This is a genomic window from Cellulosimicrobium protaetiae (genome assembly GCF_009708005.2).
Lineage (GTDB): Bacteria > Actinomycetota > Actinomycetes > Actinomycetales > Cellulomonadaceae > Cellulosimicrobium > Cellulosimicrobium protaetiae.
This window is the reverse complement of sequence record NZ_CP052757.1, coordinates 286467-311741: the sequence shown is the minus strand read 5'-3', so window position 1 is coordinate 311741 and position 25275 is coordinate 286467. Positions and strand designations below refer to the sequence as shown.

The 25275-nt window shown below is 74.2% G+C and carries 23 protein-coding genes; 6 read left to right on the top strand and 17 right to left on the bottom strand.

The genetic code is table 11. The features are described from left to right. The first annotated feature begins 57 nt into the window (after positions 1 to 57). Positions 58 to 1923, top strand: coding sequence for a cation:proton antiporter (locus FIC82_RS01360; protein WP_154797273.1), 1866 nt, complete (start codon positions 58 to 60; stop codon positions 1921 to 1923). Positions 1924 to 1987: 64 nt separating this feature from the next. Next, entirely contained in the window at positions 1988 to 2626 is a 639-nt protein-coding gene (locus tag FIC82_RS01355) for a MerR family transcriptional regulator (RefSeq protein ID WP_154797272.1), read from the top strand. A gap of 15 nt (positions 2627 to 2641) precedes the next feature. Here FIC82_RS01355 and FIC82_RS01350 read toward each other — a convergent pair whose 3' ends face one another. The 3 genes from FIC82_RS01350 to FIC82_RS20720 are packed head-to-tail and all read right to left on the bottom strand — an operon-like array spanning position 2642 to position 4583. After that, a complete protein-coding gene (locus tag FIC82_RS01350) occupies positions 2642 to 3373 on the bottom strand; it encodes an anti-sigma factor family protein (RefSeq protein ID WP_154797271.1) in 732 nt (243 codons plus the stop codon). Next, a complete protein-coding gene (locus FIC82_RS20725) occupies positions 3370 to 3876 on the bottom strand; it encodes a sigma-70 family RNA polymerase sigma factor (RefSeq protein ID WP_269808399.1) in 507 nt (168 codons plus the stop codon). Before FIC82_RS20725 ends, FIC82_RS01350 begins: the two co-directional genes overlap by 4 nt. A gap of 20 nt (positions 3877 to 3896) precedes the next feature. Next, a complete protein-coding gene (locus tag FIC82_RS20720) occupies positions 3897 to 4583 on the bottom strand; it encodes a YceI family protein (RefSeq protein ID WP_216609953.1) in 687 nt (228 codons plus the stop codon). Between the two features lie 173 nt (positions 4584 to 4756). Here FIC82_RS20720 and FIC82_RS01340 point away from each other — a divergent pair, with 173 nt between their 5' ends. After that, positions 4757 to 5350, top strand: a complete 594-nt coding sequence (locus tag FIC82_RS01340; protein ID WP_253691322.1) for a COG4315 family predicted lipoprotein — start codon at positions 4757 to 4759, stop codon at positions 5348 to 5350. A 38-nt stretch (positions 5351 to 5388) separates the two neighbouring features. Here the strand turns inward: FIC82_RS01340 and FIC82_RS01335 are convergent, their stop codons facing one another. The 5 genes from FIC82_RS01335 to FIC82_RS01315 form a co-directional block, all read right to left on the bottom strand. Next, positions 5389 to 6228, bottom strand: a complete 840-nt coding sequence (locus tag FIC82_RS01335) for a M15 family metallopeptidase (protein WP_154797270.1) — start codon at positions 6226 to 6228, stop codon at positions 5389 to 5391. Between the two features lie 105 nt (positions 6229 to 6333). Next, on the bottom strand, positions 6334 to 6747 hold the full coding sequence (locus FIC82_RS01330; protein ID WP_253691320.1) for a VOC family protein: 414 nt from the start codon (positions 6745 to 6747) through the stop codon (positions 6334 to 6336). A gap of 2 nt (positions 6748 to 6749) precedes the next feature. Next, positions 6750 to 7532: a deoxyribonuclease IV gene (locus FIC82_RS01325; protein ID WP_154797269.1), complete on the bottom strand. Its 783-nt coding sequence runs from the start codon at positions 7530 to 7532 to the stop codon at positions 6750 to 6752. An 83-nt stretch (positions 7533 to 7615) separates the two neighbouring features. Then, on the bottom strand, positions 7616 to 8311 hold the full coding sequence (locus tag FIC82_RS01320) for a phosphonatase-like hydrolase (protein ID WP_168731382.1): 696 nt from the start codon (positions 8309 to 8311) through the stop codon (positions 7616 to 7618). A gap of 57 nt (positions 8312 to 8368) precedes the next feature. Beyond that, positions 8369 to 9502, bottom strand: a complete 1134-nt coding sequence (locus tag FIC82_RS01315; protein WP_154797268.1) for a TIGR03364 family FAD-dependent oxidoreductase — start codon at positions 9500 to 9502, stop codon at positions 8369 to 8371. Between the two features lie 63 nt (positions 9503 to 9565). Between FIC82_RS01315 and FIC82_RS01310 the strand changes: the two genes are divergently transcribed. Beyond that, positions 9566 to 10273: a GntR family transcriptional regulator gene (locus FIC82_RS01310; RefSeq protein WP_168731381.1), complete on the top strand. Its 708-nt coding sequence runs from the start codon at positions 9566 to 9568 to the stop codon at positions 10271 to 10273. Positions 10274 to 10281: 8 nt separating this feature from the next. Here FIC82_RS01310 and FIC82_RS01305 read toward each other — a convergent pair whose 3' ends face one another. From FIC82_RS01305 to FIC82_RS01290, 4 genes are read right to left on the bottom strand one after another with little or no spacing between them, the layout of a single operon-like run. Next, positions 10282 to 11337, bottom strand: a complete 1056-nt coding sequence (locus FIC82_RS01305; protein ID WP_154797266.1) for a zinc-binding dehydrogenase — start codon at positions 11335 to 11337, stop codon at positions 10282 to 10284. After that, on the bottom strand, positions 11313 to 12947 hold the full coding sequence (gene phnE, locus FIC82_RS01300) for a phosphonate ABC transporter, permease protein PhnE (protein ID WP_168731380.1): 1635 nt from the start codon (positions 12945 to 12947) through the stop codon (positions 11313 to 11315). Before phnE ends, FIC82_RS01305 begins: the two co-directional genes overlap by 25 nt. Then, positions 12944 to 13807 carry a phosphonate ABC transporter ATP-binding protein gene (phnC, locus tag FIC82_RS01295; protein WP_253691319.1) on the bottom strand — a complete coding sequence of 288 codons (864 nt, stop codon included), beginning with the start codon at positions 13805 to 13807 and terminating at the stop codon, positions 12944 to 12946. The genes phnE and phnC overlap by 4 nt, the downstream gene beginning before the upstream one ends. Before the next feature lie 2 nt (positions 13808 to 13809). Then, the gene (locus tag FIC82_RS01290) at positions 13810 to 14790 is read right to left on the bottom strand and encodes a phosphate/phosphite/phosphonate ABC transporter substrate-binding protein (RefSeq protein WP_154797265.1); all 981 of its coding nucleotides are present in this window, start codon (positions 14788 to 14790) and stop codon (positions 13810 to 13812) included. A 150-nt stretch (positions 14791 to 14940) separates the two neighbouring features. On the opposite strand from FIC82_RS01290, the gene FIC82_RS01285 reads away from it, so the two are divergent. Further along, on the top strand, positions 14941 to 16200 hold the full coding sequence (locus tag FIC82_RS01285; protein ID WP_154797264.1) for an alpha-D-ribose 1-methylphosphonate 5-triphosphate diphosphatase: 1260 nt from the start codon (positions 14941 to 14943) through the stop codon (positions 16198 to 16200). Between the two features lie 100 nt (positions 16201 to 16300). Here the strand turns inward: FIC82_RS01285 and FIC82_RS01280 are convergent, their stop codons facing one another. The 5 genes from FIC82_RS01280 to FIC82_RS01260 form a co-directional block, all read right to left on the bottom strand. Then, the gene (locus FIC82_RS01280) at positions 16301 to 17110 is read right to left on the bottom strand and encodes a CPBP family intramembrane glutamic endopeptidase (protein ID WP_154797263.1); all 810 of its coding nucleotides are present in this window, start codon (positions 17108 to 17110) and stop codon (positions 16301 to 16303) included. 9 nt (positions 17111 to 17119) lie between these two features. Beyond that, positions 17120 to 17896 carry a CPBP family intramembrane glutamic endopeptidase gene (locus FIC82_RS01275; protein ID WP_168731379.1) on the bottom strand — a complete coding sequence of 259 codons (777 nt, stop codon included), beginning with the start codon at positions 17894 to 17896 and terminating at the stop codon, positions 17120 to 17122. Between the two features lie 209 nt (positions 17897 to 18105). After that, entirely contained in the window at positions 18106 to 19323 is a 1218-nt protein-coding gene (locus FIC82_RS01270) for a substrate-binding domain-containing protein (protein ID WP_154797261.1), read from the bottom strand. 190 nt (positions 19324 to 19513) lie between these two features. Next, the gene (locus FIC82_RS01265) at positions 19514 to 20107 is read right to left on the bottom strand and encodes a TetR/AcrR family transcriptional regulator (protein ID WP_154797260.1); all 594 of its coding nucleotides are present in this window, start codon (positions 20105 to 20107) and stop codon (positions 19514 to 19516) included. An 83-nt stretch (positions 20108 to 20190) separates the two neighbouring features. Then, positions 20191 to 21093, bottom strand: coding sequence for a sugar phosphate isomerase/epimerase family protein (locus FIC82_RS01260; protein ID WP_168731378.1), 903 nt, complete (start codon positions 21091 to 21093; stop codon positions 20191 to 20193). A 250-nt stretch (positions 21094 to 21343) separates the two neighbouring features. Here FIC82_RS01260 and FIC82_RS01255 point away from each other — a divergent pair, with 250 nt between their 5' ends. Then, positions 21344 to 25225 carry a ThuA domain-containing protein gene (locus FIC82_RS01255; RefSeq protein WP_168731377.1) on the top strand — a complete coding sequence of 1294 codons (3882 nt, stop codon included), beginning with the start codon at positions 21344 to 21346 and terminating at the stop codon, positions 25223 to 25225. The last annotated feature ends 50 nt before the right edge of the window (positions 25226 to 25275 follow it).

Below are 25275 nucleotides of genomic sequence, written 5' to 3'. Positions count from 1 at the left end.
GGTCCCGTCCCTGCGCGCGCCGACCCGGGCGCCGCGCCGCGGTGGCCGGAGGTGGCGATGGAGTTCCCGTTCAACCTGACCGAGGAGCAGATCCTCTCGCTGATCGTCGTGGGCACGCTCGCGGTCGTCGCGATCGTCGGCGTGAACATCCTCGCGCCCAAGGCCGGGGTGGCGGCGCCGCTGGTCCTCGTCGCGGTGGGCGTCGCGGTGAGCTTCGTCCCCGCGGTACCGGAGATCGAGTTCGAGCCCGAGTGGATCCTCGCGGGCATCCTGCCGCCGCTCCTCTACTCGGCCGCGGTAGGTCTGCCGACGATGGACTTCCGGCGCGACTTCACCGCGATCAGCGGGCTCTCGGTCGTGCTCGTCCTGCTCAGCACGGTGCTGCTCGGGTACCTCTTCACGTGGCTGATCCCCGGCATCCCGCTCGCGGCGGGCTTCGCGCTCGGCGCCATCGTCAGCCCGACGGACGCCGTCGCGACGTCGATCGTCAAACGGCTCGGGGCGTCGCCGCGCGTCGTGACGCTGCTGGAGGGCGAGAGCCTGCTCAACGACGCCTCCGCGCTCGTGCTCCTGCGCTCGGCGATCGCTGCCATCGCGCTCACGGTGGCCAGCGACGGGGTCGCCCCCGCGTTCTCGCTGTGGGCGGTCGCGGGCGACTTCGTCTTCGCCGTCGTCGTCGCCGTGCTCGTGGGGTCCCTCGTCGGGTTCCTCGGCCTCACCGTCCGGCGCAGGCTCGCCAACCCGGCGCTGAGCACCGCCGTCTCGTTCGTCGTCCCCTTCATCGCGTACCTCCCCACGGAGGAGCTCGGCGCGTCGGGCCTCGTCGCGGTCGTGACCGCCGGGCTCGTCACCGGCAACGGCGCCGCCAAGTACCTGCGGCCGCAGCACCGGCTCGCCGAGGAGTCGAACTGGCGCACCGTCGAGCTGCTTCTCGAGGGCACGGTCTTCCTCCTCATGGGGCTCGAGCTGTTCGCGCTCGTCACCGACGTGCAGGAGGCGCACGGGAGCCTGTGGCGGGCCGTCGGCATCGCGGCGCTCGCGGCGGTCGTCATCCTGGTGGTGCGCTCGGCGTACGTCGCGACGCTCCTGCGCTCGCTCGCCCGCCGTGCGCGCCGCGGCGAGTCGATGCGCGGGGTCATCGAGGGGATGCAGGAGAAGCTCGACGCGCGCTTCGCGGCCGACGGGACGCCCGTCGCGCCCGTCGTGGGAGAGAAGCCGGCGCCCGGGACCCCGGAGCGCCGTGGTGCCGCGATGGTCGCCAAGGCGCCCCCGGAGCGAGTCGGCCGACTGCGGTCGTCGCTGCGCCGACGCGCGGCCGACATCGACTACCTCACGGCGGAGCCGTTGGGGTGGCGCGAGGGCGCGCTCCTCGTCTGGGCCGGCATGCGCGGCGTCGTGACGCTGGCCGCGGCGCAGACCCTGCCCACCGACACCCCGCAGCGGTCGTTCCTCGTGCTCGTCGCGTTCGGCGTCGCCGCGGGCACGCTCGTGGTCCAGGGCGGCACGCTGCCGTGGGTCGTGCGCCGGCTGGGGCTGGCCGGCGGGTCGTCCCGGGCCGACGAGGACCGCGGCGCGGTCCGCGTCGAGCTCGACGCCGCCGCCGTGGCCGTCATCGACGCGCCCGACCTGCGGCGGCCCGACGGGAGCACGTACGACGGCGACGTCGTCGCCCGCGTGCGCCGCGACGTCGTGCGCGAGCTGGAGAACCGCGACACCGACGCCGCGACGTCGGCCGACCTGTTCGCCCAGTACAAGGAGCTGCGCCTGCGCGCGATCGCCGCGCAGCGCGTCGCGCTGCTCGCCGCGCGGACCTCCGGCGCGTACAGCTCGCAGGCCCTGCGGCACGCGCTCGACCTGCTGGACGCCGAGCAGATCGACCTCGAGCTGCGCCGCGGCCCCTACGTCCCGGGCGACGACGACTGACCGGTCGGCCCCGAGCACCCCGACGCTTGCGCCTTCCCCTGGGGAAGGACCTAGCGTCGCGAACATGGACATGCACACGACGGGCCAGGTGGCCCGCGCCACGGGACTGAGCGAGAAGGCGGTCCGCCTGTACGTGGACCGGGGGCTGCTCACCGCCCGGCGGGACACGGACGGCGGGCCGCGCCTGCTCGACGACGGTCAGGTGGCGCGGGCCCGGCAGGTACGGCTCCTGCGGGAGGTCGACCTGTCCCTTGCCGAGGTCGAGGAGGTGCTGGGCGCACCGGACGCCGTCGCGGCCTTCGACACGGTGTGGGGCGCGCGGCGGTCCTCCGTCCCGGAGTCGCTCGCGACCGGCGAGTACGTGCGGTCCGTGCTCGCCGGGCACCCGTACGTCGAGTACCACGAGCGCGCGACCGAGGAGTTCGCCGCGCGCGTCACCGTGCAGGTCCCCGTGGTCGACGCCGTGCGGCCGCCCCCGGGGTTCGTCCTCACCACGGACGGCCCGCACGACGAGGCGTACGTCGCGCTGACCGCCGCCGAGGCGGACGACCAGGCCCGGCTCGTCCTGGTCCACGACCACCTGTCGTCGGGGCACGCGCTGACAGACGGCGCGCCCGCGGGGGACAACCGGGAGATCTACCTCCCCACGTGGGCGGCGGGCGGCCCCGGCCCGGTCCTGGAGGTCGCGGTCCCGGTGGCCTGACGCGCCGCCGGTGGATCAGACGTCGGCGGCGGCCAGCGCGCCGTCCACGCCCACGACCCCGAGCTCGAGGCGCGCGATCCCGTCGACCGGGACGGCGGACGACGCGCCGAGCCCGTCGGAGCTCCCCGCCTCCGTGGACGACCACGTGGCGACGACCTCCCGGGCGCCGGCGTCGTCCACGAGGACGAGCTGGTACGTCGCGCCGTCCTCCCACTCCCCGACGGGGTACGAGCACGACCAGTCGAGGCGCGTGCCCCACGCTGCCGAGGTGAGCGTGAGGTCGGCGCGCACGTCGGTCGCGCCGACCGGCTCCAGCGCGACCTCCGTCGTCCCGGCCGCGACCGGCGGCGAGGCGTCGTCCGGGCGGGTGACGGCCATGCCGCCCGCTACGCCCGCCACGACCAGCCCGGCGGCGGCTGCCCCGAGCAGCGCCCGGCGTCGGACCTGACGGCGCCGCGCACCGGCCGCGACGACGGCGAGCGGGACGACGACGCCCTCGTCGGACGCGCCGTTCGCATCGCCCCGGGCGCCCGCGTCGCCCGTGCCGTCCACGAGCGCGTCGGCGTGCTCCGCGGTGAGCATGCCAAGGATCCCTGGCATGCCGGCGAGCTCGCCGACGGCCTCGCGGCACGCCGGGCACGTGGCCAGGTGCTGCTCGAACGTGCGGCGGTCGTGCGGGCTCAGCGCGCCCAGCACGTAGGCCGCGTCCCACTCGCGGTACGGGTCCGGGGGAGGGGTGGTGGTCATGACGAGACTCCCTTCTCCTGCAGCGCGAGCCTCAGCGCGCGGAGCGCGTAGTGCATGCGGGACTTCACCGTCCCGGGCGGGACGCCGTGCGCCGTTGCCATCTCGGCCACGGAACGCCCGTGGTAGTACGCGTCGACGACGACCGCCCGGTGCTCGGGGGACAACGACACCAGGGCGTCCGCGACGAGCCACGCGTCGAGGACGGCCTGCGTCGCGTCCGCCTCGCCGTGGTCGGGCACGTCGGCGCTCGCGAGCTCGCGCCGGTGGTGCGCGCTGCGCAGCTCGTCGACGACGAGGTTGCGCGCGACCGTGAAGAGCCAGGCGCGCACCGAGCCCTCCGGGCGCTCGAGCACCTCGGGGTGGCGCCACGCGCGCAGCAGCGTCTCCTGGACCACGTCCTGCGCCTGCGCGGGGTCGTCGGTGAGGCGCGCGACGTAACGCTCCAGCGCGGGACCGTGCGCGGCGTGGACCGCCCGCAGCAGGTCGTCGGCGTCGGCGCGCACGCGCGGCACCTCCCCGTCCGTCACGACCCGGACGCCGGCACGAGGTCGAGACCGAACTCGACGCTGCCCGTGTCGTCGACCGTGACGAACCCGAGGCTCGGCGCCGCGACGTCGTAGTCGGAGAACGTGATCGGCACGCTGCCGACCACCTGGACGCCGTCGGCGGTTGTGCCGACCTGCGCCTCGACCGTGACGGCCTGCGTCACGCCGTGGATCGTCAGGTCGCCCGCGAGCTCGACGTCTGCCGAGCCGGAGGGGAGCTCGACGGGGGACGTGAGCGCGAACGTCGCGGTCGGGTAGGTCCCGACCTCGAGCGCGTCGCCGCGGAAGTACGCGTCGCGCGGCGGCTCGTCGGTCGCGACGCTCGCCATGTCGACCTCGATCGTCGCCTCCGTGAGCGCGCCGTCGGCGACGGTGAACGACCCGGTGACCTCGTCGGTCCGGCCGGTCACCGTGACGTCCTCGCCCTGCAGCACCTCGTGGACGCGGTACCCGGCGTAGGAGCCGTCGGCCACGGTCCAGTCGCCCGCGAGGCTCGCCGGGTCCAGCGCTCCCGCGTCGCCCGACGACGCGTCGAGCGTCGGCTCCTCGGCCGCGGCGCGGTTGTTCCAGTCCGCGTACAGACCGGGGCCGAACGCGACCACCGCACCGCCCAGCACCACGACGCCGACCCCGACCCCCACCAGCACCTTCGTCCTCCTGCGCACGTCCGCTCCTTCCGATCATCCTCCGTCGACCCCGTCACCCAGGGAGACGAGGCAGCCACCCGATCGGTTCAGTCGAGTCTCGCCGTGCGACCCGATGAACCGCACGGCGAGCCGCGCCGTCGTGAGAGTAGGGGCCGTGCTCGCGACCCCGACCGTCCTCTCGAGGAGTCGACATGCGACGCACCCTGACCACCACCGCCATGGCCGCCCCGACCGTCAGGGGCTGGGCTGCCGGGGCTGCCGCAGCACTCCTCGTGGCCGCTCTCGCCGGGTGCTCCGGCGGGGGAGGCGGCCTGTACGGGGGCGGTGACGACGACGCCACGCCCTCCGGCCCGACGGGCGACAGCACCTCCGGGTCGACCGACGACGGCTCGCCCGGCGGCGCCGGGGCCGTTCTCGGCACGGCGGACTCCTCGCTGGGCACCATCGTCGTCGACGGCGAGGGGATGACCGTCTACTACTACGACAAGGACACGAAGGGCTCCGGGACGAGCGCGTGCGAGGGCGAGTGCGCCGCCGCGTGGCCCGCGGTCCACGCGGCGAGCGCGGAGCCCGAGGTCGAGGGCGTCACGGCCGAGGTCGGCACCATCACCGGCGTCGACGGCGAGCTCCAGGTCACGGTCGACGGCCGCCCCGTCTACACGTACGCGGCCGACCAGGCCCCGGGCGACGTGTCGGGTCAGGGGGTCAACGGCGTCTGGTACGTCGTCGCGCCGGACGGCACCGAGATCATGGACGCCGCCCCCGCAGCCGGGTCGGGTTACTGACCGGCCCGCCCGGGCGCGGGCGAGCCGCGTCCCTCCCGCTACCGTCCGGTCGTCGAGAAGTGCTGGTAGTCCACGGGGCTCTCCCAGGCCCCGCCCCACGACCAGCCGGCAGCGGCGAACGCCCGCACCACGACGTCGTCGGGCAGGACGACGCCGGGTGCGGGCTCGCGTGCGACGAAGGCGGCACCGGCGGGCGGAGCGACCGCCGTGCCGCGGACCCACGGGTTCTCGACGGGATTGACGTCGATCGCGCGCCCGAAGGAGTGCTCGGACCACCGGTCCGTGCCCGCGACGGGGCGGCAGTTGAAGGCCGACGTGTTGTCCGCCGCCATGCTCGCGTCGTCGTCCCCGCCGAAGTCGTCGACGAGGCGCATCGACCGGATCGGGTACCCGGCGTCGAAGAGCGTGCGGAACACGGTCACCACCCCGTCCGCGACGTCCGCGTGGACGACGAGCTCGCCCGTCGCGACGCCACCCTCGAACGTGCGGTGGCTCAGCGTCAGGTACCGCAGGTCGGAGAGGGGCACCGGGCAGCCCTCGCGCCAGGACGAGGGAGTCATGCGCGCCGCGAGGCCGGCGTCGATCTCGGAGACGGTGCTCTCGAAGACGGGCGCCTGCGGGACCGCGGGCGGCGCCGACGCGGGGACGTCCTGCGCCGCGGGGCCGCCCTGGTCCGCCGCAGCGGCGGGAGCGGATGCCGTCGGCTCGGGCGGTGTCGAGCGGTCCGACGGCCCGGGGGCGGGTGTGGCCGAGGAGCTCCCCGCGGGCGTCGGGCTCGGGTCGAGCCCGGACGAGCAGGCGACGAGCAGGCTCGCGCTCAGGAGCAGCCCGAGCGCCACGACGGTGCGCGCGGTGCTCGAACCCGACGTCGAGGCCATGGGACCAGTCTCTGCCCGAGGTGGGGCGCAGGCTCGCGCTGACCCTGGGCCCCGCGGCGTCGGGAGTCCGGAGGACCGCTGCGGGGCTCGCTCACGTCATCACCGTCAGGCGTGGTCGAGCGGCGGCGAGCTGAGGCAGAACGGGTGGCCCTCGGGGTCGGCGTAGACGCGGAAGAGGTCGTCGGGGTGGCCCTCCTCCTCCGGCGTCCCCGTCAGCGGGCGCGCGCCGCACGCGAGTGCGTGCTCGTGCGCCGCGGCAAGGTCGGGCACGTCGAGGTCGACGTGCACCCGGGCGCCGCCGGGCCACGGCGGGACGTCGGCGTCGGACCGCTGGAAGGCGAGGCGCGACGCGCCGCCGGGGATCTGGAGCGACAGCCAGTCGTCGCCGGCCGGGTCGCTCTGCTCGTGCCCGGGGGTGTACTCCCAGCCGGTGAGGCGGCGGTAGAACTCGGCGAGCGCGCGCGGGTCGCGCGCGTCCACCGTCGCGTTGCGGAGCCGCATCGGCCGCGGGTCGGTCACGGTCAGCCGAGCTGCTCGCGCAGCCACGCGACGTCGGCGGGGACGTCCGCGTGCGTCTCGCACACGACCGACGTCCCGGCCGCCCGGACGACGCCGAGCAGGAGCTCCGGGTCGATCGTGCCGGCCGTGAGGCCCGCGTGGCGGTCGGCGCCGGACCCGGCGGTGTCGCGGCTGTTGTTGAGGTGCACGAGGTCCACCCGGCCCGTGATCGCGCGGACCTGGTCGACCGCCGTCGTGAGGTCGATGCCGCCCGCCCACGCGTGGCACGTGTCGAGGCAGAAGCCCACGGTGTCCGCGCCGTCGGCCTGCTGGATCGCGGCCCACAGGCCCTCGATGCGCTCGAGGCGCCGGGCCATGGAGAAGTCACCGCCCGCGGTGTTCTCGACGTAGACCGTGACGTCCGTCTGGAGCGCGTCGATCGCCTTGCGCCAGTTGTCGAACCCCTTCTCCGGGTCCTCCTTCGCGGTGACGTGACCGCCGTGGACCACGACGCCCGTCGCCCCGACCGCCGCCGCGCCGTCGACGATCTGCTGGAGCAGCTTGCGGCTCGGGATGCGGATGCGGTTGTTGGGGCTCGCGACGTTGATGACGTACGGCGCGTGCACGACGAGCTCGAGGTCGGCCGCCGCCGCCGCGGCCTTCAGCGCCTCCGCCCCGCCGGGGAAGGTGAACTCCGGTCCCTTCCAGGACTGGGGGTCGCCGAGGAAGACCTGGGCGACGTCCGCGCCGATGCTCGCTGCCTGCGCGACGACGTCCGACTGGTCGAGGTGGGCTCCGATCCGCATGGGACCAACCTACGCGGAGCCGCCCACGAACGTGGAGCGGTGCCGGGGCGGTCCGAGAGGGACCGCGGACCGCCCCGGGCACGTCAGCGCGCGGGCTCGGGCTCGTGAGCCCCGTCCGCGACCTCGTCGAGCACGGCGGGCAGGTCGGCCACGCTGTCGACGACGTGGGTGTGCGGCGCCGCCTCGAGGACCGCGCGCGGGACCCCGCCGCTGAGCACGCCGACGACGACGCGCGCACCGGCCTGCGTCCCGGCGCGCAGGTCGAGCACCGTGTCGCCCACGGTGAGGACCTGCGCGACGTCGGTGATGCCCGTGCGCTCCATCGCCCGGTGCACCATGTACGGCGCTGGGCGGCCGGCGGGGACGTCGTCGGTCGTGACGACGGCGTCGACGACGCCCGCCCGCCACCCGAGCCGGTCGAGCAGGAGCCCGGTGACGACGGCGGAGAAGCCGGTCGTGAGGGCGATCCGCGCCCCCTGCTCCCGGAGGGAGGCGAACGTCTCGAGCGCCCCGGGCATCGCGACGGGCGGGGTCGCGTCGTACGTCTCGCGCAGGATCCGCTCGAAGTCGGCGAAGGTCTCCTCGACGGCCGTCGAGTCGCCGCCGAGCGCGAGCAGCGCGCGGATGGCGGTGCGCTTGTCGGCGCCCATCCAGCGCGCGACGTCGTCGACGTCGGCGGTGCTGCCGTGCCGGCGCACCGCGTCGTGCAGCGCGCGGTAGACGGCCCCTCCCTCCTCCACGGTCGTGCCGGCGATGTCGAAGGCTGCGAGAGCGATCACGGTGGTGTCCTTCCGATGGGGTGGTGCGTTGCGGGGGCGGGCGGAGGTCGCGCGCCGTCAGGAGAGGTCGGGGAGGCCTGCGCGGTCGAGGGCGTCGGCGGCGAGCCCGAGGCCCGTGGTCATGCCGATGCCGGTCGTCACCGTCGCGACGTGGACGCCGGGCTCGGGCTCGGCCAGGAGGAGCTCGCGGTCGGGCGCCGAGGCGTACGTGCCCTGCCAGCGCTCGACGACGGCGAGGTCGTCGCGGCCGAACAGGTCGCGGGCGAGGCGCAGCAGCACCTCGAAGCCCGCCTCGTCCTGGAAGACGGGCGCGTCGTTGCCGCGCGCGTGCGTGTCGCCGAGGAGGAGCGTGCCGTCGGCCTGCGGCGTCGCCATGAGATTGACGTCCCACCGCGCCGCGTCGGGGTCGGCCGCGGACAGCTCCGCGGCGACGTCCGGCGCGGAGGGGCACGCGGTGAGCGCCGCGTAGCGCACGGTCGACCAGCCGGTGAGCAGCGGGGTGCGGAGCCCGAGCGGCGACCCGGGGCGGACGCGGAGCATGTGGAGCCGGCAGCGGCGCAGCCCCACGGACGCGGCGACGTCCGGCAGGAGGCGGTCGAGGTCGTGGTGCGTGGCCACGACGACAACGTCCGCGTCGAGCGGCCCGCGCGTCGTCTCGACCCGTCCCGTGCGCACGGTGCGCGCGGCGGTGCGCCACCGGAACTCGACGCCCTGCGACGCCAGCCAGGCCGCGAGCGCCGGCGCGGCCGCGCGCGGGTCCACCTGGAGGTCGAGCGGCAGGTGCGCCGCGCCGACGACGTCCGCCGCCCGGACGGGAAGCGCGGCCCGGGCCTCGTCGGCTCCGAGCAGGCGCACCTCGTCCGCGCCGCGCTCGTCCGCGAGCTCGCCGAGCAGGCGCAGCTCGGCCGCCGTGCGGGCGACGACGTGCGTGCCGACCGGGGCGACCGCGAACCCGGCCGCGGCACCGAGCGCGAGCCAGCGCTCGCGGGCGGCGAGCGCGTACGTGCGCGCCTGGCCGGCCTGCGCCGTCGTGCAGACGTGGCCAAAGTTCTGCACCGAGGAGCCGACGACGGCGGACGCCTGCTCGACGACGGTCACGCGGTGGCCGCGCCGGTGCGCCTCGGCAGCGGCGCCGAGGCCGACGACTCCGGCCCCGACGACGACGACGTGGGCGGGGGTGGGGCGGGGCATGAGGGTCCTTCCGTCAGGGGTCGAGTTCACCGGGGGTCCACCTGCGGGCGGTACGGTCCGCCCGTGACGAGGTCGACCGAGATCGTGCGCGTGCTCGCCGAGGAGCTCACGCGGCTCCCGCCCGGGACGCGCGTGGCGTCCGAGGCGGAGGTGGGGCAGCGGTTCGGCGTCGGGCGGGCCGCAGCGCGCGCGGCGCTCGCCGAGCTCGAGCGGCGCATGCTCGTGAGCCGGATCCAGGGCCAGGGCACGTTCACCCGGCGCCGGGTCGACTACCTGGTGGCACCGGGTCGCGCGCCGTCGTGGAGCCGGACGCTGCGCGCCGTGGGCGCGGAGCCGCGCGCCGTCGTGCTCGCGTGCGACGAGGTGCCGCTGCCCGACGACGTCGCGGCGGCCCTGGAGACCGCGCCCGGCACGGCGGGCTTCCGCCTCGTGCGCCGGTCGTTCATCGACGGCATGCCCGCGGCGTGGGGCGTCGAGTGGCTGGCAGCCGCGCTCGTGCCCGAGCTGCCGGCGGCGCTGCGGCACGAGGAGTCGCTCGACACGATCCTGCGCCAGTCCGCGCGCGTGGTGCCGGAGCGCGCCTGGACCCGGGCGAGCATGGAGTCGGTACCGGACGACGCGAGCGCAGGGCTCGGCTGCCGCCCCGGCGACCCGGCGTGGCTCATCGCGAGCCTCGCGCGCGACGGCGTCGGCGGTCGCCCGTTGCTGTCCACGGAGCGGTGGGTGCGCGCCGACGCGGTCCGCGTCGTGCTGGAGCTCGGCGAGGCCTGACCCGTCCGTCACGGGCGGACCGCGACGCGGGGGGCCGTGCCGGGAGATCCGGCGAGCACGTCGCCCAGGGCGTCGAGCGGGACGGGCGCCGACACGAGCTCGCGCCACGGGACGACGTCGCGCGTGCGGTCGAGCAGGTCGAGCGCCGCGCCCAGGTGCCGCGGCTCGTAGTTGTGGACGCCCGTGACCGTGAGCCATCCCCGCACGACGCGCTCCGGGTCGACCGCGACGGCGGGCGCGGGCGCCACGGACCCGGCGAGCACGAGGCGGCCGCCGACGTCGAGCACGTCGAGGCAGCGCGCGACGGCGGGGCTCGCCCCGGAGAGCTCGATCGCGACGTCGACGAGGCCGACGGGCTCGTCGACGGCGCGCGCGGAGGTCGCGCCGAACCGGAGCGCGAGCCCGCGCCGCGCGGGGTCCGGGTCGGTCACGACGACCTCGGCCGCCCCGGCGTCGCGCGCGGCGGCCACGGCCGTGATGCCGAGCATCCCGGCCCCGCTCACGAGCACCCGCCGGCCCGCGAGCGGGCCGGCGGCCTCGACGACCGCCATCACGGTCGCGGTCGCGCACGCCGCGGGCGCGGCGAGCTCGTCGGGCAGCCGGGCGGGTACCCGGGCGAGGGTCGCGCCGGCGGGCAGCACGAGGTGCCGGGCGTAGGTGCCGCTCAGCGCCCACTCGGACTCGAAGGACTCGTGCCCCACCTTGCGGACGGCGCGGCACTTCGCGGTCCGGCCGGCGAGGCAGCGGTCGCACGCGCCGCACGCGACGGCGACGCCGGGGACCACGCGGTCGCCCGGGCGGAGCGGGCGCCCGTCCACGGAGCGGGCGCCGTCGGGCCCGAGACCCACGACCTCGCCCACGGCCTCGTGGCCGAGGACGGACGGTGCCGGCGAGCGCCGTCGTCCGGTGACGGTGTGCCGGTCGCTGCCGCACACGGTCGCGAGCCGGACCCGGACGAGGACCTCGCCCGGCATGAGGTCGGGCAGCGGGACCTCGGCGAGCCGTACGGCGGTGCCTCCCTCCCAGAGCGCGACGGTGGTCAGGTCAGCTGTGCGCGGATCCATCCGGAGAGCCTCTCGATGACGAGGACGACGAGGAACACGAGGAGGACGATCCCGCCGGCCACCTCGAAGTGGAGGGTGCGGACCGCCTCGAAGAGGAGGAACCCGACGCCGCCCGCGCCGACGATCCCGAGGATCGTCGAGGTGCGGATGTTGACGTCGAGCAGGTACAGGCCCGACCCGACGATCGACGGCATCCCCTGCGGCAGGACGGCGGAGAAGAGGACCTTCCACCAGCCGCCGCCGACCGAACGCACCGCCTCCGCGGGGCCCGGCGGGATCTCCTCGACCGCGTCGGCGACGAGCTTGCCGAGGAACCCGATCGAGCCGATGCCGAGGGCCATCGCCCCGGCGACGGGCCCGAGGCCCACGGCGGCGACGAAGACGACGGCGAGGATGAGCTCGGGGATCGCCCGGACGACGAGGATGGTCGTGCGCGCGGCCGCGTAGACGACGGGGTGCGGGGCCACGGTGCGCGCGGCGAGCAGGCCCAGCGGCAGGGACAGCACGACCCCGATCCCCGTGGCGACGAGCCCGATCGCGAGCGTCTGGAGCATCGCCTCCCACAGCGCGGGACCGAGCGAGGTGAGGTCGGGCGGGAACGTGCGGCCGGCGACCTCGAGCAGGCTGGGGACCGAGGTGACGACGGCGAGCGGGTCGATGTCGAGGCGGACGAAGGAGACGACGACGAGGGCCGCCGCAGCGCCTCCCGAGACCCAGCGCACGGCCCGGTCGCGGCGGAACCGCGGCCGGCGCGGTGCGAGCAGCGTCCGCCGGACCGCGACCGCCAGCAGCTCCATGACGGCGATCAGCACCAGGATGACGGCGACGATCCCGAGCGCCTTGGGGTACACGAGGCCCCGCAGGGCGTCCTGGAGGGCGAACCCGATGCCGCCCGCGCCGACGAACCCGAGCACCACCGACGTCCGCAGGTTGATGTCGACCCGGTAGACGAACGCCGACACCCACGCCGGCACGACCTGCGGCACGACGCCGTTCAGCAGCTCGCGCAGCCTCCCGACGCCCACGCTGCGCACGGCCTCGCGCGGGCCTGGGTCGGCATCCTCGATCGCGTCCGCGAAGAGCTTGCCGAGCATGCCCACGGAGTGCAGCGCGAGCGCGAGGACCCCGGGCAGGACGCCGAGGCCGAGGGCCCGGACGAACAGCACGGCGAAGACGAGGTCGGGCACGGCGCGGCAGAACGTGATGACCGCGCGCGCGACGGCCGCTACGGCGGGGTGCGGCGTCGTCGTGCGGGCGGCGAGGAACGCGAGCGGGACCGACAGGACCGTCGCGAGCACCGTGCCGAGGAACGCCATGAGGACCGTGTCCAGGGCGAGCGTCGCGATCCGGGCGGGGTCGTCGACGCGCGGCGGCAGCATGCGTTCGACGAGGTTCGCGACGTCCTCGCCGCCGGCGACCAGCGTGGGCAGGTCGAGCCCGATGGACGACGCCGCGACGAGCGTCGCGACCACCGCGCCCCCGGCCAGCCCGCGCAGCACGAGCTGCCGGCGTGGGGTGCGCGGGCGCGCGGGGAGCGGCGGGGGAGTCGTCGGGGCGTGGGCCTCCCGGACCGCGCGCGTCGCCTCCGGTGCGGGCGCGGGCGCGGTCACGCCGGTACCCGCGCGCGGGAGCGCCGCGCGGTGTCGCCGGCGAGGTCGGCGGCCGCGCCCGACCCGGCCACGACCTCGCTCGCGCCGGTGCCCGGCTCGACGCGCCGGTAGATGGCCAGCGCCTCGTCCCGCGTGAGGCCTGCGGCGGGACGGTCGAGGACCTTCTCCCCGTGCCGCAGCCCCACGAGGCGGTCCGCCCAGCCGAGCGCGAGGTCGACCTGGTGCAGCGTGCACACCACGGTCAGCCCTTCCTCGGCGCACACGCGCACGAACAGGTCCATGACCGCGCCCGCGTTCTCCGGGTCGAGGGACGCGACCGGCTCGTCCGCGAGCACGAGCTGGGGCCGCTGCATCAGCGTGCGCGCGATCGCGACCCGCTGCTGCTGCCCGCCCGAGAGCGTGTCCGCGCGCTGGTACGCCTGGTCCGCGAGGCCGACGCGCTCGATGTGGGCGAGCGCCTCGGCGCGCATGCGGCGCGAGTACGTCGAGATCCCGTACCGCGGGCCGCGCACGCGCCCGAGCCCGCCGACGAGGACGTTCTCCAGGCACGTGAGGCGGGCGACGAGGTTGAACTGCTGGAACACGAAGCCCACCTCGGTGCGCAGCCGGCGCAGCTCGCGCGACGACGCGCGGTCCACGCGCGTCCCCGCGACTGTCACCTCGCCCGCGGTCGGGCGCTGGAGCCCGTTGAGGCAGCGCAGGAGCGTCGACTTGCCGGAGCCCGACAGGCCCAGCAGGACGAGCAGCTCGCCGCGCGCGACGTCGAGGTCGACGCCCGCCAGGGCCGTGGTCCCGTCGAACTCCTTGACCAGACCACGCACCCGGACGAGCGGCTCCGTCGCCACCGGCGCGGCGGGCACGGTCAGCCCTGGCACTTGTCCGACTTCGTGAGCGTGCAGACCTCGCGCGTGCCGTCGTAGTCGGAGTCCTGCGCGGGCGCGAAGCCCCACGCGTCCTCGTCCGTCAGCAGGCACTCGCCGTCGCAGAACCCCTGCGAGAGCAGGTACTCCGAGTTGGCCTTCTCCGTGATGAGCGACGTGAGCGTGGCGATGTTCTCCTCGCCGAGCGCGTCGTTGCCGACGAACAGCGAGCCCGAGATCTTCGGCGACTTCCAGACCTCCTTGAGATCACCCTCGGCGAGGTCGCCCGCCGCGGGCAGCGTGTCCTCGACCATCGACTGCATCGCGAAACCGGCCTCGCAGTCGCCGGCCGCGACGGCGAGCGCCGACGCGTCGTGCCCGCCCGCGAACACGGGCTGCACGCCCGCGGCGAGGTCCTTCTCGGTGCCCGACGTGATGACGCCCGCGTCGATGAGGCCCGAGCTGGGGTAGAGGAACCCCGACGTGGAGCCCGGGTCGACGAAGCACACGCTGCGGCCCGCGAAGTCCTCGAGCCCGTCGATCTCGGCGTTGTCGCCCTGCGTGATGCCGAGCGAGTAGTAGCCGGGCTCGGCGCCCTTCTCCTCGATCACCGCGCCGAGCGGCGTGATCGCCGCGTCGTTGTGCGTCGCGATGACGTACGCGAACGAGCCGAGGAACGCGATGTCGACCTTGTCGGCGATGAGGCCCTCGATGACGCCCGCGTAGTCGGACGCCTGGCTCACCTCGACCTCCGACCCGGTCTCGGCCTCGAGCATCGCGATGATCGGCTCGTACCCGGCGGCGAGGTCGGTCGAGTTCTCCGCCGGGATGGCGCCGAGGCGCAGGACCTCCGGGAAGCCGCTCTCGGTCGTGCCGGTCGCGGACGCGTCGGCGGCCTCGCTCGACCCCCCGCACGCGGACAGGGCGAGCGCCGCGACGCCCGCGAGGGCCACGGCGACGAAGGGGGAGGTGGTGGTCTTCATGTCGACTCCGGGGGGTGACGTCCGAGGCGGCACCGGGGCCGGCGCCGACTGGAGTCTGGAAGGTGCGGACGAACCGACGGCCCTGCGCGGGTGAACCGACGGTGAACTGTCGTTCACCGTCTCGCCAGGTCGTCCGGACAACATGCGTCCATGTCTGTGACCACCGCCGAGCCCGGCGCCGCGGGACGGCCCGCACCGGCGGCCGGGCACGGGGCCCGTGACCTCACCCGTGCTCCGGCCGACTACGTGCTGGGCGGCGTGACCGCCGTGCTACCCGACGCCGTCGTCGACGACGCGCGCGTCGTCGTGCGCGCGGGCCGCGTCGTCGAGGTCGGGCCCGCGCCGCGCGGCTCCCGCCCCGACCTCCACGGCGGCGGCGCCCTGCTCCTGCCCGGCCTCGTCGACGTGCACACCGACGTCCTCGGCCACGAGGTGCGCCCCCGCCCCGGCGCGCGGCTGCCCGTCCCGCTCGCGGTGCGCACCGCGACCGCGCGGCTCGCCGCCGGGGGCGTCCTCACCGCCTTCCACGGCGTCGCCTACGGGGAGCGGACGCCCGTCGGGCTGCCGGCGGGCGAGCCCGAGCCGCGCGAGGTGCTCGCGGCGCTCGCGGACGACGCGGCCCGTGCCGACGGCGCCCGCGCGCTGCACCGCCTTGACGTGCGGTGCCCCGCCGCGGTGGCCGAGCTGCGCGCCGTCCTCGACGAGGCGGCGTCCGAGCCGGAGCTCACCGCGGCGGACGGGGTGCCGCTGGTCTCGCACGAGGACCACACCCCGGGCATCGGGCAGTACGCACGGCCGGCGACGATGGAGCGGTGGCTCGTCGAGCGCGCCGGCATGTCCGCGGACGCCGCGCGCGACCACGTGGCCCGGTGGCGCGCGGACCGGGAGGCCCGTGCGGACGTCGCGGCGGCCTCGCTGGACTGGCTCGGCGGCCTCGCCCGGGCCGGACGGGTGCGGCTCGCCGGGCACGACCCGGAGACCGCGGCGGACGTCGAGGCCCTCGTCGCGCGGGGCGGTGCGGTCGCAGAGTTCCCCACGACGGTCGAGGCGGCGCGCGCGGCGCGGGCCGCCGGTCTCGTGGTGGTCGCAGGTGCCCCGAACGCGGTGCGCGGCGGGTCGCACGCGGCCAACGTCTCCGCGCGCGAGCTCGTCGCCCTCGGCCTGGTCGACGCGCTCGCGTCCGACTACGTGCCGTCGGCGATGCTCGCCGCCGTCGACGTGCTCGTGCGCGAGGGCCTGGCCTCGCTCCCGGCGGCGGTCGCGCTCGTCACCTCCGGCCCCGCGCGGGCGGCGGGTCTCTCCGACCGCGGTGCGCTCGTCCCCGGCGCGGTCGCCGACCTCGTTCTGGTGCGGTCGCGCGGCGGCTGGTCGTCGGTCGCGGCGACGCTGCGCGCCCGCACCGTCGGCTAGTGGCGCGGCCTGGCCACGAAGGCGCTGCGCTGGACGTACTGAAAGGCTCGCGCGTGGAGCTCGCAGGACTGCGGGCCCCGAGGACTCTTCTGGTCGGCGGTCAGGCTGGTCGTCGCGTGCCGCGGGCGATCGAGACGATGAGCGGGATGCTCAGCACGGCGAGCAGCGTCAGCGACAGCGCTCCCCAGGCGGGCGGGTTGCCGTTGCTCGAGTCGGAGTAGCCGGCGGCGTAGAGGGCGAAGTCGGCCAGGAAGTGCAGCACGACGGCGAGCCACAAGCCCCCCGTGCGGCGGGCCGCGTAGTAGACGGCCCCGAGGAACGACGTCACCCCGACCTGGATCAGGGTCGGCACCAACGGGGCGCCGTGCACGAGGTTCAGGGAGTGCAGCGCCCCGAACACGAAGCACGTCAGGAAGAACGCGGGCAGCTCTGGCCACGAGCCGCGAGCACCGGTGAGCAGGATCCCGCGCAGAGCGAGCTCCTCGGTGAACCCGACGAGGAGGGTGCCGGCCGCCACGACGAGCAGGTAGCCGGTCGCCTGGCCCCAGTCGACCTGGCTCAGGTTCCCGGCGATCACCACCAGGTAGACGCCGGGGAACACCCACCACCACCGCGGCGCGCGGCGGTCGGGCGGGTCGTGCCAGACCGGAGTCCACCAGCCTGCCCGGCGCACGAACGCCACCAGCAGGACGGCGATGATCGTCAGGGGCAGGACGTGGGTGCGCAGGAAGGAGAGCGTGGGGTCCGCGATGTCCCCGTCGCTCCCTCCGGGAAGGAGGTCGTCGATCGTGATGAGGACCGCGTAGGCCGCGACCACGGCCAGACCTACCCACACCGTCGGGCGGACCCGGAAGGGCACGGCGGTCTCTGCGAGATTGGTGCCGGTCGAGTCCGGCCCGTTCCTGTCCATGCTCGCCGCTCAGGCGGTCGCGGCGGCGGGGTCGGGTTCGCGGCCCTCGACGGCTTCTTGGGCGTCCCGGGCGGCGAACCAGAAGAAGACGAGCGCAAGGACGCCGGAGACGATCGCCAGGATCGCCAACGGGTTCGATCCGCCGGCCTGCTCGAGGCTGAAGACGGAGAAGTCCCACGCGCCGTGCAGGGCCATCGCGGCGATCAAGGACCCGGTCACCCGGCGCAGGATGTAGAACGTCAGTCCGTGCAGGAACGCCTGGCCGATCTGCGGCAGGGTGGCGGCCACCGACTGGCCGAGGAAGATGTTGATCCCGTGCATGAGGCCGAAGCACAGGCTCGAGATCAGGGCGACCCCGATCTCCGCGACGCTTCCGCGCAGGCCCACGAGCAGCACGCCGCGTGTGGTCAGCTCCTCGGTGAACCCGACGAAGACACCCAGTGCCAGGGCGGCCAGGACGAACTCCAGGCTCACTGCTGACCACGTCGTGCTCACGAGGTTGCCGACCACGGCGACGACCAGCAGCGCCGGCGCGATGATCGTCCACCGCGCTCTCGTGGTGCGACGCTCGCGCAGGGCGGGACGCCACCAGCCGAGCCATGTCGTGACGGCGACCAGGACGACTGCGCCGACGACCAGGGACAGGACCGCACCGCGCCACAGGTTCGACGGGGAGTCGCCAAAGTCGGTGTAGGGGATGCCGCTGGACTTCTGCAGCACGACCACCACCAGGCCGTAGACGACCCACACGGCCACACCGACCCACGCCCGAGGCCGCACACGCATCATCTCGACTCCTTCACGCGGTAGACGTCCTTCCAGAGCCAGCACAGCGTCCCAGGATTCCGTGACCGCCGCGCGCGGTCGCGGCTCGTGCCCGGCCGATGGCTGTGGTGCTCACCGGTCCGACTCCGCATGACGGCGCCGAGCCTGTGCTCGTCAGGCTCGGCGCCGCGCTGCGGGTGCGGGTCGGTCAGCGGTCGGTCAGCGGTCGGTCAGCGGTCGGTCCAGGCCTCGGGGAACCCGGGCAGGTCCTCGCCGCCGAACTTCGCGTAGTGCAGGGACGGCATGTCCTTGTTCGCCTCGAGGTACGCGTCCAGCTCCTCGGCCTCGATCGGCGACTGCGGCAGGACCCACTCCGACGGCACCTGCTCGCCGGCCCAGATCATCTGCGCCGCGAGGATCGGGGTGCGCCACTGGAAGTTCGAGTACACCGGGGCCACCGCCGTGAGGTCGGACTCCTTCCAGGTGCGCAGGAAGGACATCTCGTCCTCTCCGACCATCACCGGGTAGGGCTTGCCGGCGTCCTCGAACGCCTCGACCGCCGCGACGGCCCCGTCGCCCGCGTCCATCCAGATGCCGTCCACGTCGCCGCGCTGGAGGTACTGCGTGACGATGTCCTTGATCTTCGCGCCGTCACCACCGGTGAACTCCGCGCCCACGACCTCGAGCTCGGACTCCGAGAAGATCTTGTCGGCCGCGGCCCAGCGGTTCTCCAGCACGTCGACGCCCGGTGCCACGCGGAGACCGAGGACGGTGGACCCGGGCTCGAGGTTCTCGACGAGGAAGTCCGCGCCCGCCGCGCCGTAGGCGTAGCCGCCGATCGGGTGGATGAACGTGACCATGCAGTCGGTGTTCACGCCGCGGTCGAACACGATGACGGGCTTGCCCGACTCGCACGCGGCCTCGACCGCCGGCGTCAGGGTCGCCGTCGTGGACGGCGAGATGATGATCGCGTCGCAGTCGCCGGCGTTGACGAACGCCTGGATGTCGGAGATCTGCTTGTTGTCGTCGTCCGCCGCGTCCGAGACACGGAACTCGCCGATCACGCCCTCGGACTTCAGTACGTCGACCTGCTGCTGCATCGTGATCCAGCCGGTCACGCGCCACGGGTTGGACACCGAGGCGTTCGAGAAGCACAGCGTGTTGCCGCCCTCCGCGCTCGCGAACTCAGCCGTGTCCACGTACTCCGGCTCGATGGCCTGCAGCCACGGCTGGTCGGCCGGGCCCTCGGGCACGATCTCGCGCTGGGCGAGCTGACGGTCGTAGTCCGCCTGGACGAACCACTCGGAGCCGGCGCCACCGGCGTCCGTGCTCTCCGACGGCGCCGGGGCGGTCTCGGAGCCGGCGGTCGGGGAGTCCGTGGTGCATGCGGCGAGGAGGAGGAGCGCGCCGAGCGCCGCTCCGGTGGTGAGGACTCGGGGGTTCTTCATGAGGTGGTTCTCCTAGGTGAGACGTCGTCGTCCCGCCGGAGGCGGGTAGGCGCGGCCGAAGACCGCGCGACGGGGAGACCCGCGGCCTGGTCGGTCCGGACGGGGTCGGTGGGGCGTCCGCGGGAGCGGAGCCGATGGGTGTGCGTGTGCGACGCGGGTAGGGGCGCGAGGAGGTGCTACCGGGCGCGGCTCAGCGGCCGAGGAGCGACATGAGCTGCCGACGGATGCGCGTCTCGCTCTCGCTCGTGCCGGACAGCGGGCGGAACAGCGCGGTCTGCTTGATGCCCTCCATGGCGGAGAACATCAGCTCGACGGCCCCGTCGACGTCGTCCAGCTCGATCTCACCGGCGCCGACGGCGCGGTGGACCAACCCGAGGAAGTACCGCTCGGCCTCGTCGAGGAACCCCGCCCAGCTCGCGCGGACGTCCGTGTCGTAGAGCGCCTGCGCGACGATCTCCGTGGTGAACACCCGGTTCTCGTCGTCCAGGAGGCAGTCCCGGACCGAGTAGGCGACGGCGGCCTCCACGGCAGCGAGCCTGCTCGACGCACCCTCCGTGGCACTCGCCATGTTGTCGCGCCACCGTCGGTAGTACACGGCGCACGCAGCCAGGACGACCTCCTTCTTGGAGGAGTAGTGCCAGTAGAGGCTGCCCTTGGTGACACCCGCCTCCGCGGCGATCGCATCCATGTTCACGCCGACGATCCCGCGCGTCGAGAACAGGCGGAACGCCGCGAGGGCGAGCTCGTCGCTCCGTGCGGCCGTAGCGGTGGTCGTCTCGGTCACGTGCCCAGGCTACCGTGCTGCTCCGTACCGCGCGGTACGGAGCAGCACGCCGCGAGGAGGGCGAGCGAGGGCTCGGCGCGGCCTCACGCGGCCCGGGGCAGCGCCGGTGCGCGCTCGGTGAACCCGGCCTCGGCCACCTCCCTCCGCAGCCACGCCAGCGAGTCGGCGAGCATGGGGCCGCCCTGCCCCTCGCACTCGATGCTCAGCACGCCGTCGAACTCACGGTCGCTCAGCAGGCGCAGGATCTTGCTGATGTTCTCGGCGTTGACACCGTCGCCGGCCGCGACGTGGCTCAGTGCGATCCCGGTCGCCCCGCCGCGCAGCGACTCGGCCAGCGAGGGAGACACGTCCTTGATGTGGACGTGGTCGATCTTGTCGAGGAACCGGGTCGCGAACTCGACCGGGTCGTTGCCCGCGATGAACGTGTTGCCGGTGTCGAGGTTCAGGCGGAGCCACGGCGTGTCCCCGCAGTAGTCGAGCATCTCCTCGAGCCAGTCGGCCCTGGTCGTGAAGTAGCCGTGCACCTCGATGTTCACCACGACCTCGTGCGCCTCCGCGACCCGCATGATCTCCTGGTAGCTGCGCTTCATGAGGTCCAGCGCCTCGCGGTCGTCCAGGCCCTCGGGCTTGTGCAGACCGTCGGTCGTCGCGACGCGGGGCGACCCGGCCAGGGCGGCCCAGGCGATGGCCTTCTGCACGTACGGGACGCCGATGCTCATGCCGTCGCGGCCGGAGAGCGGGTAGGCCGCGTCGATCTGCGAGAGCTGGACGCCGTACGTCTCCATCTTCCGCCGCAGGAGCGCGGGGTCCTCGAGCAGGGAGACGTGCGGGAAGTACCCGAGGCCGTGGATCCAGCACGCTCCCTCGATCACGCCCGGCTCGATGTAGTGCACCCCGTTCTCCTGCGCCCAGGCGAGGGCGTCCTCGAACGACTTGTGCGTCGAGTTGAAGGCATCGGTGTGGAAACCGATCCCGATCTCTGCCATGGAAGAACTCCCTTGTTCAGCGTCTCCGTACCGTCTGGTCGGGGCCGCGATTCCGTGTCTGTGTTGCGATGCCAGCCTTTTGATGAGGTCACCATACTGACTAGTATTGCGATGTGTCGTCGCCGACAGTAGCATCCTCCGCAGGTTCTGACGACAGGCAGGCGAAAGTTGCCACCTGATCGACAGGCCCCCTGACTCACACGCAACGGTGCGACACGAAGGAGCAGGCATGAGGATGCGAAGAAGAGGCGTGGCGGCCGTCGCCGGCCTCGCCATCACCACAGGGCTGGTCGCGGGGGCGGGGCTCACCGCCCAGGCCCACCCCGGCCACGAGCACGCGGAGGGGCCCGAGTTCCGGGCGCTGATCTTCTCCGAGACCGCGGGGTTCGTCCACGACTCGGTGCCCGAGGCGCGGGCGATGTGGGACGAGCTCGCCGCGGCGCACGGCTTCGAGGCGGTCCAGGCGACGGACTCCACGGCGTTCACCGACGAGGGCCTGGCCGACTTCGACGTCGTCGTGCTCGCGAACGCGTCGGGCGATGTCTGGAACGCTGCGGAGGAGGGCGCGTTCGAGCGCTACGTCCGGGGCGGCGGCGGGGTCGTCGCGATGCACAACCCGCTCGACATGGAGCAGGGCAACACGTTCTACCGCAACCTCATCGGTACGGAGTTCACCGCGCACTCCGCCGCGGGCACGCCGGGCGAGCTGACGGTCGTCGACCACGAGCACCCCTCCACGGCGGAGCTCCCGGACCGCCTGCAGCGGGACGAGGAGTGGTACGGGTTCACCCAGTCGGTACGCGGCGACAAGCACGTCCTCGCCCAGCTCGACCCGACCTCGGTCCCGGCCTCGACGCCCGGCCGGATGACGGACCACCCGGTCACGTGGTGCTCCGCCTACGAGGGCGGTCGCACGTGGATCACGTCGATCGGGCACGCGAAGTCCGCGTACGCGGAGCCCGCCGTGCGTGCGCACGCCCTGGGCGGTGCCCGTTACGCGGCCGGTGTGGCCGAGGGTGACTGCGGCGCGACCGACTGGAGCAACTTCGACAAGGTCGCGCTCGACACGAACACCTCTGCTCCGTGGGGAATCGCGATCGCCGACGACGGCCGGGTGTTCTTCACGGAGCTCGTGCGCGGGCAGGTGCGCATCTACGACCCCGAGCAGCGCTCGACCGTGACGGCAGCGACGCTCCCGGTCTACGGCGGGGGTGAGAACGGCCTCCTCGGCCTCGCGCTGGACCCCGAGTTCGCCACGAACCAGTGGGTCTACGTCTACTACTCGCCGGCCGACACCCCGGCCCCGGACGGGTTCAACCGGCTCTCCCGGTTCACCATGGACGGCAACACGATGGAGCTCTCGACCGAGAAGGTCATGCTCGAGGTCCCCGCGACCCGGGCGGCCGACCCGAACGACATCGGCCACACCGGTGGGACGCTGCGCTTCGACGCCGAGGGCAACCTCTGGCTCTCCGTCGGCGACGACGTCAACCCGTTCCAGTCGTCGGGGTACACCCCGATCGACGAGCGACCCGGTCGTCAGCACTTCGACGCGCAGGGCACCTCGGCGAACACGAACGACCTGCGCGGCAAGCTCCTGCGCATCACCCCGGAGCCCGACGGCACGTACTCCGTCCCGGAGGGCAACATGTTCCCGGAGGCCGAGGACAGCGCCGACAAGACCCGGCCCGAGATCTACGCCATGGGCTTCCGCAACCCGTTCCGCTTCAGCGTCGAGCCCGACGGCACGGTCTTCCTCGCCGACTACGGCCCCGACGCGGGCAGCCCGAACCCGAACCGCGGCCCGGCGGGCTACGTCGAGTGGCAGGTCATCGACGCACCGGGCAACTACGGGTGGCCGTACTGCCACGCGAACGACCTCGCGTACAACGACTTCGACTTCGCCACGAACACGTCCGGGCCGAAGTTCGACTGCGCGAACCCGGTGAACGACTCGCCCCACAACACGGGCCTGACCGAGCTGCCCGCGTCGGTCTCGCCCGAGGTGTACTACTCCTACGGTGAGTCGGCCGAGTTCCCGCAGCTCGGCAGCGGTGGTGGTGCCCCCATGGCGGGTCCCGCCTACCACTACGACCCGGACCTCGAGTCGGACCGCAAGTGGCCCGAGTACTACGACGGCACGCCGCTCTTCTTCGAGTGGGCGCGCAACTTCATCGCCGAGCTCCCGCTCGACGCGGACGGAGAGCTCCTGGCGATCAACCGGATCCTGACCAACAACACCTACCTCGCGCCGCTCGACCTCCAGTTCGGTCCCGACGGTGCGCTCTACCTGCTCGAGTGGGGTGGCGGCTTCGGGCGCGACAACCCGAACTCGGGTCTCTACCGCATCGACTACTCCGACACGGGCAAGGCGCCGACGGCGGTCGCAGGGGCGGACGTCACGTCCGGCACGGCCCCGCTGGAGGTCGCGTTCACGAGCGAGGGCAGCGTCGACGGGGACGGGGACGACATCTCCTTCCTGTGGGAGTTCGGCGACGGCGAGACCTCGACGGAGCCGAACCCGACCCACACGTACACGGCGAACGGCAACTACGAGGCGCGCCTGACCGTGACCGAGGACACCGAGCACGCGAAGACGGGTACGGCGACCGTGGCCGTCGTGGTCGGCAACACCGCGCCGACGGTCGAGATCACGTCTCCGCCGAACGGGGCGTTCTTCGGGTGGAACGACGTCATCCCGTGGTCGGTCGAGGTCACCGACCCGGAGGACGGCACGATCGACTGCGCCGACCTGTCGGTGCAGCCGGCGCTCGGGCACGACGACCACGCCCACCCGACCTCGCCCGTGCACGCGTGCGAGGGCGAGGCGACCACCCTGCTCGACGAGGGGCACGCCGAGGCCGACGCGTTCTGGGTGATCGACGCCCGCTACACGGACAAGGGCGGGGTCGACGGCGCCCAGCCGATCACCTCGAGCGACACCCACGTCTACCGCGCGAAGCGGTTCCAGGCGCACTACCACGACGCCCAGGACGGCGTCGCCGTGGAGAACAACGCCGCCGCGGAGAACGGCCAGTACGTGGGGGCGATCCAGGACGGCGACTGGGTGCGCTACGACGACATGAACTTCCAGGGCATCGACGCGGTGCGCTACCGCGTGTCGGCGGGCCCGGAGGGCGGCGGCACCATCGAGATGCGGATCGGCGCGCCGGACGGCGAGCTCGTGTCGCAGACCAAGGTCGACAGCACGGGAGGGTGGTTCACGTTCGCGGAGACCGCCCCGGCGCCGGTCACGGCTCCCGAGGGCACGCACGACGTGTACCTCGTCTTCCGCTCCGACCCCGGGGTGAACTGGTCGATGACGCTCGACGTGTTCGAGGCCGTCGGTGCGGGCGTCGGCGTCCCGCCGGAGGGCTCGCCCCGGGTGGACCAGACGACGCGAGGCGACTGGATCGGGGCCTACGGCGACGCGGGCTGGTCGATCCCGGAGGTGGGCGAGGACCTGCCCGAGGGAGTGACGGTCGCCCCGGTCGCCGGGACGACGGCGTACACGTGGCAGCAGACGGCGACGAGCGGGGGCGCGTTGCAGCTTCCGCCGGACGGGACCGCGCGTCGGGCGTCGACCTGGTTCGGGTCCAGCGCGGCGGTCGACGTCGGTCTGCCGGACGGTCAGGTCTACGACCTCTCGGTCTACGTCTACAGCCACGACGGGTCGCGCACCCAGGCGGTGCGAGTCCAGGACGCGGACGGTGCGGTCCTCTACCCCGCGTACACCGTCTCCGACGCGGGGCAGGGTGCCTGGCTGACGTACCGCGTCGAGAGGCCCGTCCGCGTCGTGGCGGACCGGGTGAGCGGGCCGAACGCCGTGCTCGGAGGCGTCTTCCTCGACGCCGTCGAGGACGTCGAGCCGGCGGTCGAGGTCACGGCGCAGCCGCGCTGCCTCGCGGGCAAGGCGTACGTCGCCGTCCGGGCAGAGAACGTCTCGGACGACGTGCTCGACGTCGAGCTCGCCACGGCCTTCGGCACTCGCGCGGTCGCGGGGGTGGAGCCGGGAGCGAGCGCGTACCAGTCGTTCGCCGTACGCGCGGCCGACCTGCCCGCCGGTGAGGCCACCGCCTCGGCCGCGGGGCGGAGCGTCACCGTGAGCTATCCCGCCCACACCTGCGGGTAGCGCCGGGCGCGCGGCGGGAGCGGGTGTCCGACACCGCTCCCGCCCCGCGC

Bases quoted from the DNA above. Each gene is read 5' to 3' on its own strand.
- FIC82_RS01360 (WP_154797273.1), top strand. From the start codon at position 58: ATGGAGTTCCCGTTCAACCTGACCGAGGAGCAGATCCTCTCGCTGATC.
- FIC82_RS01355 (WP_154797272.1), top strand. From the start codon at position 1,988: ATGGACATGCACACGACGGGCCAGGTGGCCCGCGCCACGGGACTGAGC.
- FIC82_RS01350 (WP_154797271.1), bottom strand. From the start codon at position 3,373: ATGACCACCACCCCTCCCCCGGACCCGTACCGCGAGTGGGACGCGGCC.
- FIC82_RS01340 (WP_253691322.1), top strand. From the start codon at position 4,757: ATGCGACGCACCCTGACCACCACCGCCATGGCCGCCCCGACCGTCAGG.
- FIC82_RS01335 (WP_154797270.1), bottom strand. From the start codon at position 6,228: ATGGCCTCGACGTCGGGTTCGAGCACCGCGCGCACCGTCGTGGCGCTC.
- FIC82_RS01325 (WP_154797269.1), bottom strand. From the start codon at position 7,532: ATGCGGATCGGAGCCCACCTCGACCAGTCGGACGTCGTCGCGCAGGCA.
- FIC82_RS01315 (WP_154797268.1), bottom strand. From the start codon at position 9,502: ATGCCCCGCCCCACCCCCGCCCACGTCGTCGTCGTCGGGGCCGGAGTC.
- FIC82_RS01305 (WP_154797266.1), bottom strand. From the start codon at position 11,337: ATGGATCCGCGCACAGCTGACCTGACCACCGTCGCGCTCTGGGAGGGA.
- FIC82_RS01290 (WP_154797265.1), bottom strand. From the start codon at position 14,790: ATGAAGACCACCACCTCCCCCTTCGTCGCCGTGGCCCTCGCGGGCGTC.
- FIC82_RS01285 (WP_154797264.1), top strand. From the start codon at position 14,941: ATGTCTGTGACCACCGCCGAGCCCGGCGCCGCGGGACGGCCCGCACCG.
- FIC82_RS01280 (WP_154797263.1), bottom strand. From the start codon at position 17,110: ATGGACAGGAACGGGCCGGACTCGACCGGCACCAATCTCGCAGAGACC.
- FIC82_RS01275 (WP_168731379.1), bottom strand. From the start codon at position 17,896: ATGCGTGTGCGGCCTCGGGCGTGGGTCGGTGTGGCCGTGTGGGTCGTC.
- FIC82_RS01270 (WP_154797261.1), bottom strand. From the start codon at position 19,323: ATGAAGAACCCCCGAGTCCTCACCACCGGAGCGGCGCTCGGCGCGCTC.
- FIC82_RS01260 (WP_168731378.1), bottom strand. From the start codon at position 21,093: ATGGCAGAGATCGGGATCGGTTTCCACACCGATGCCTTCAACTCGACG.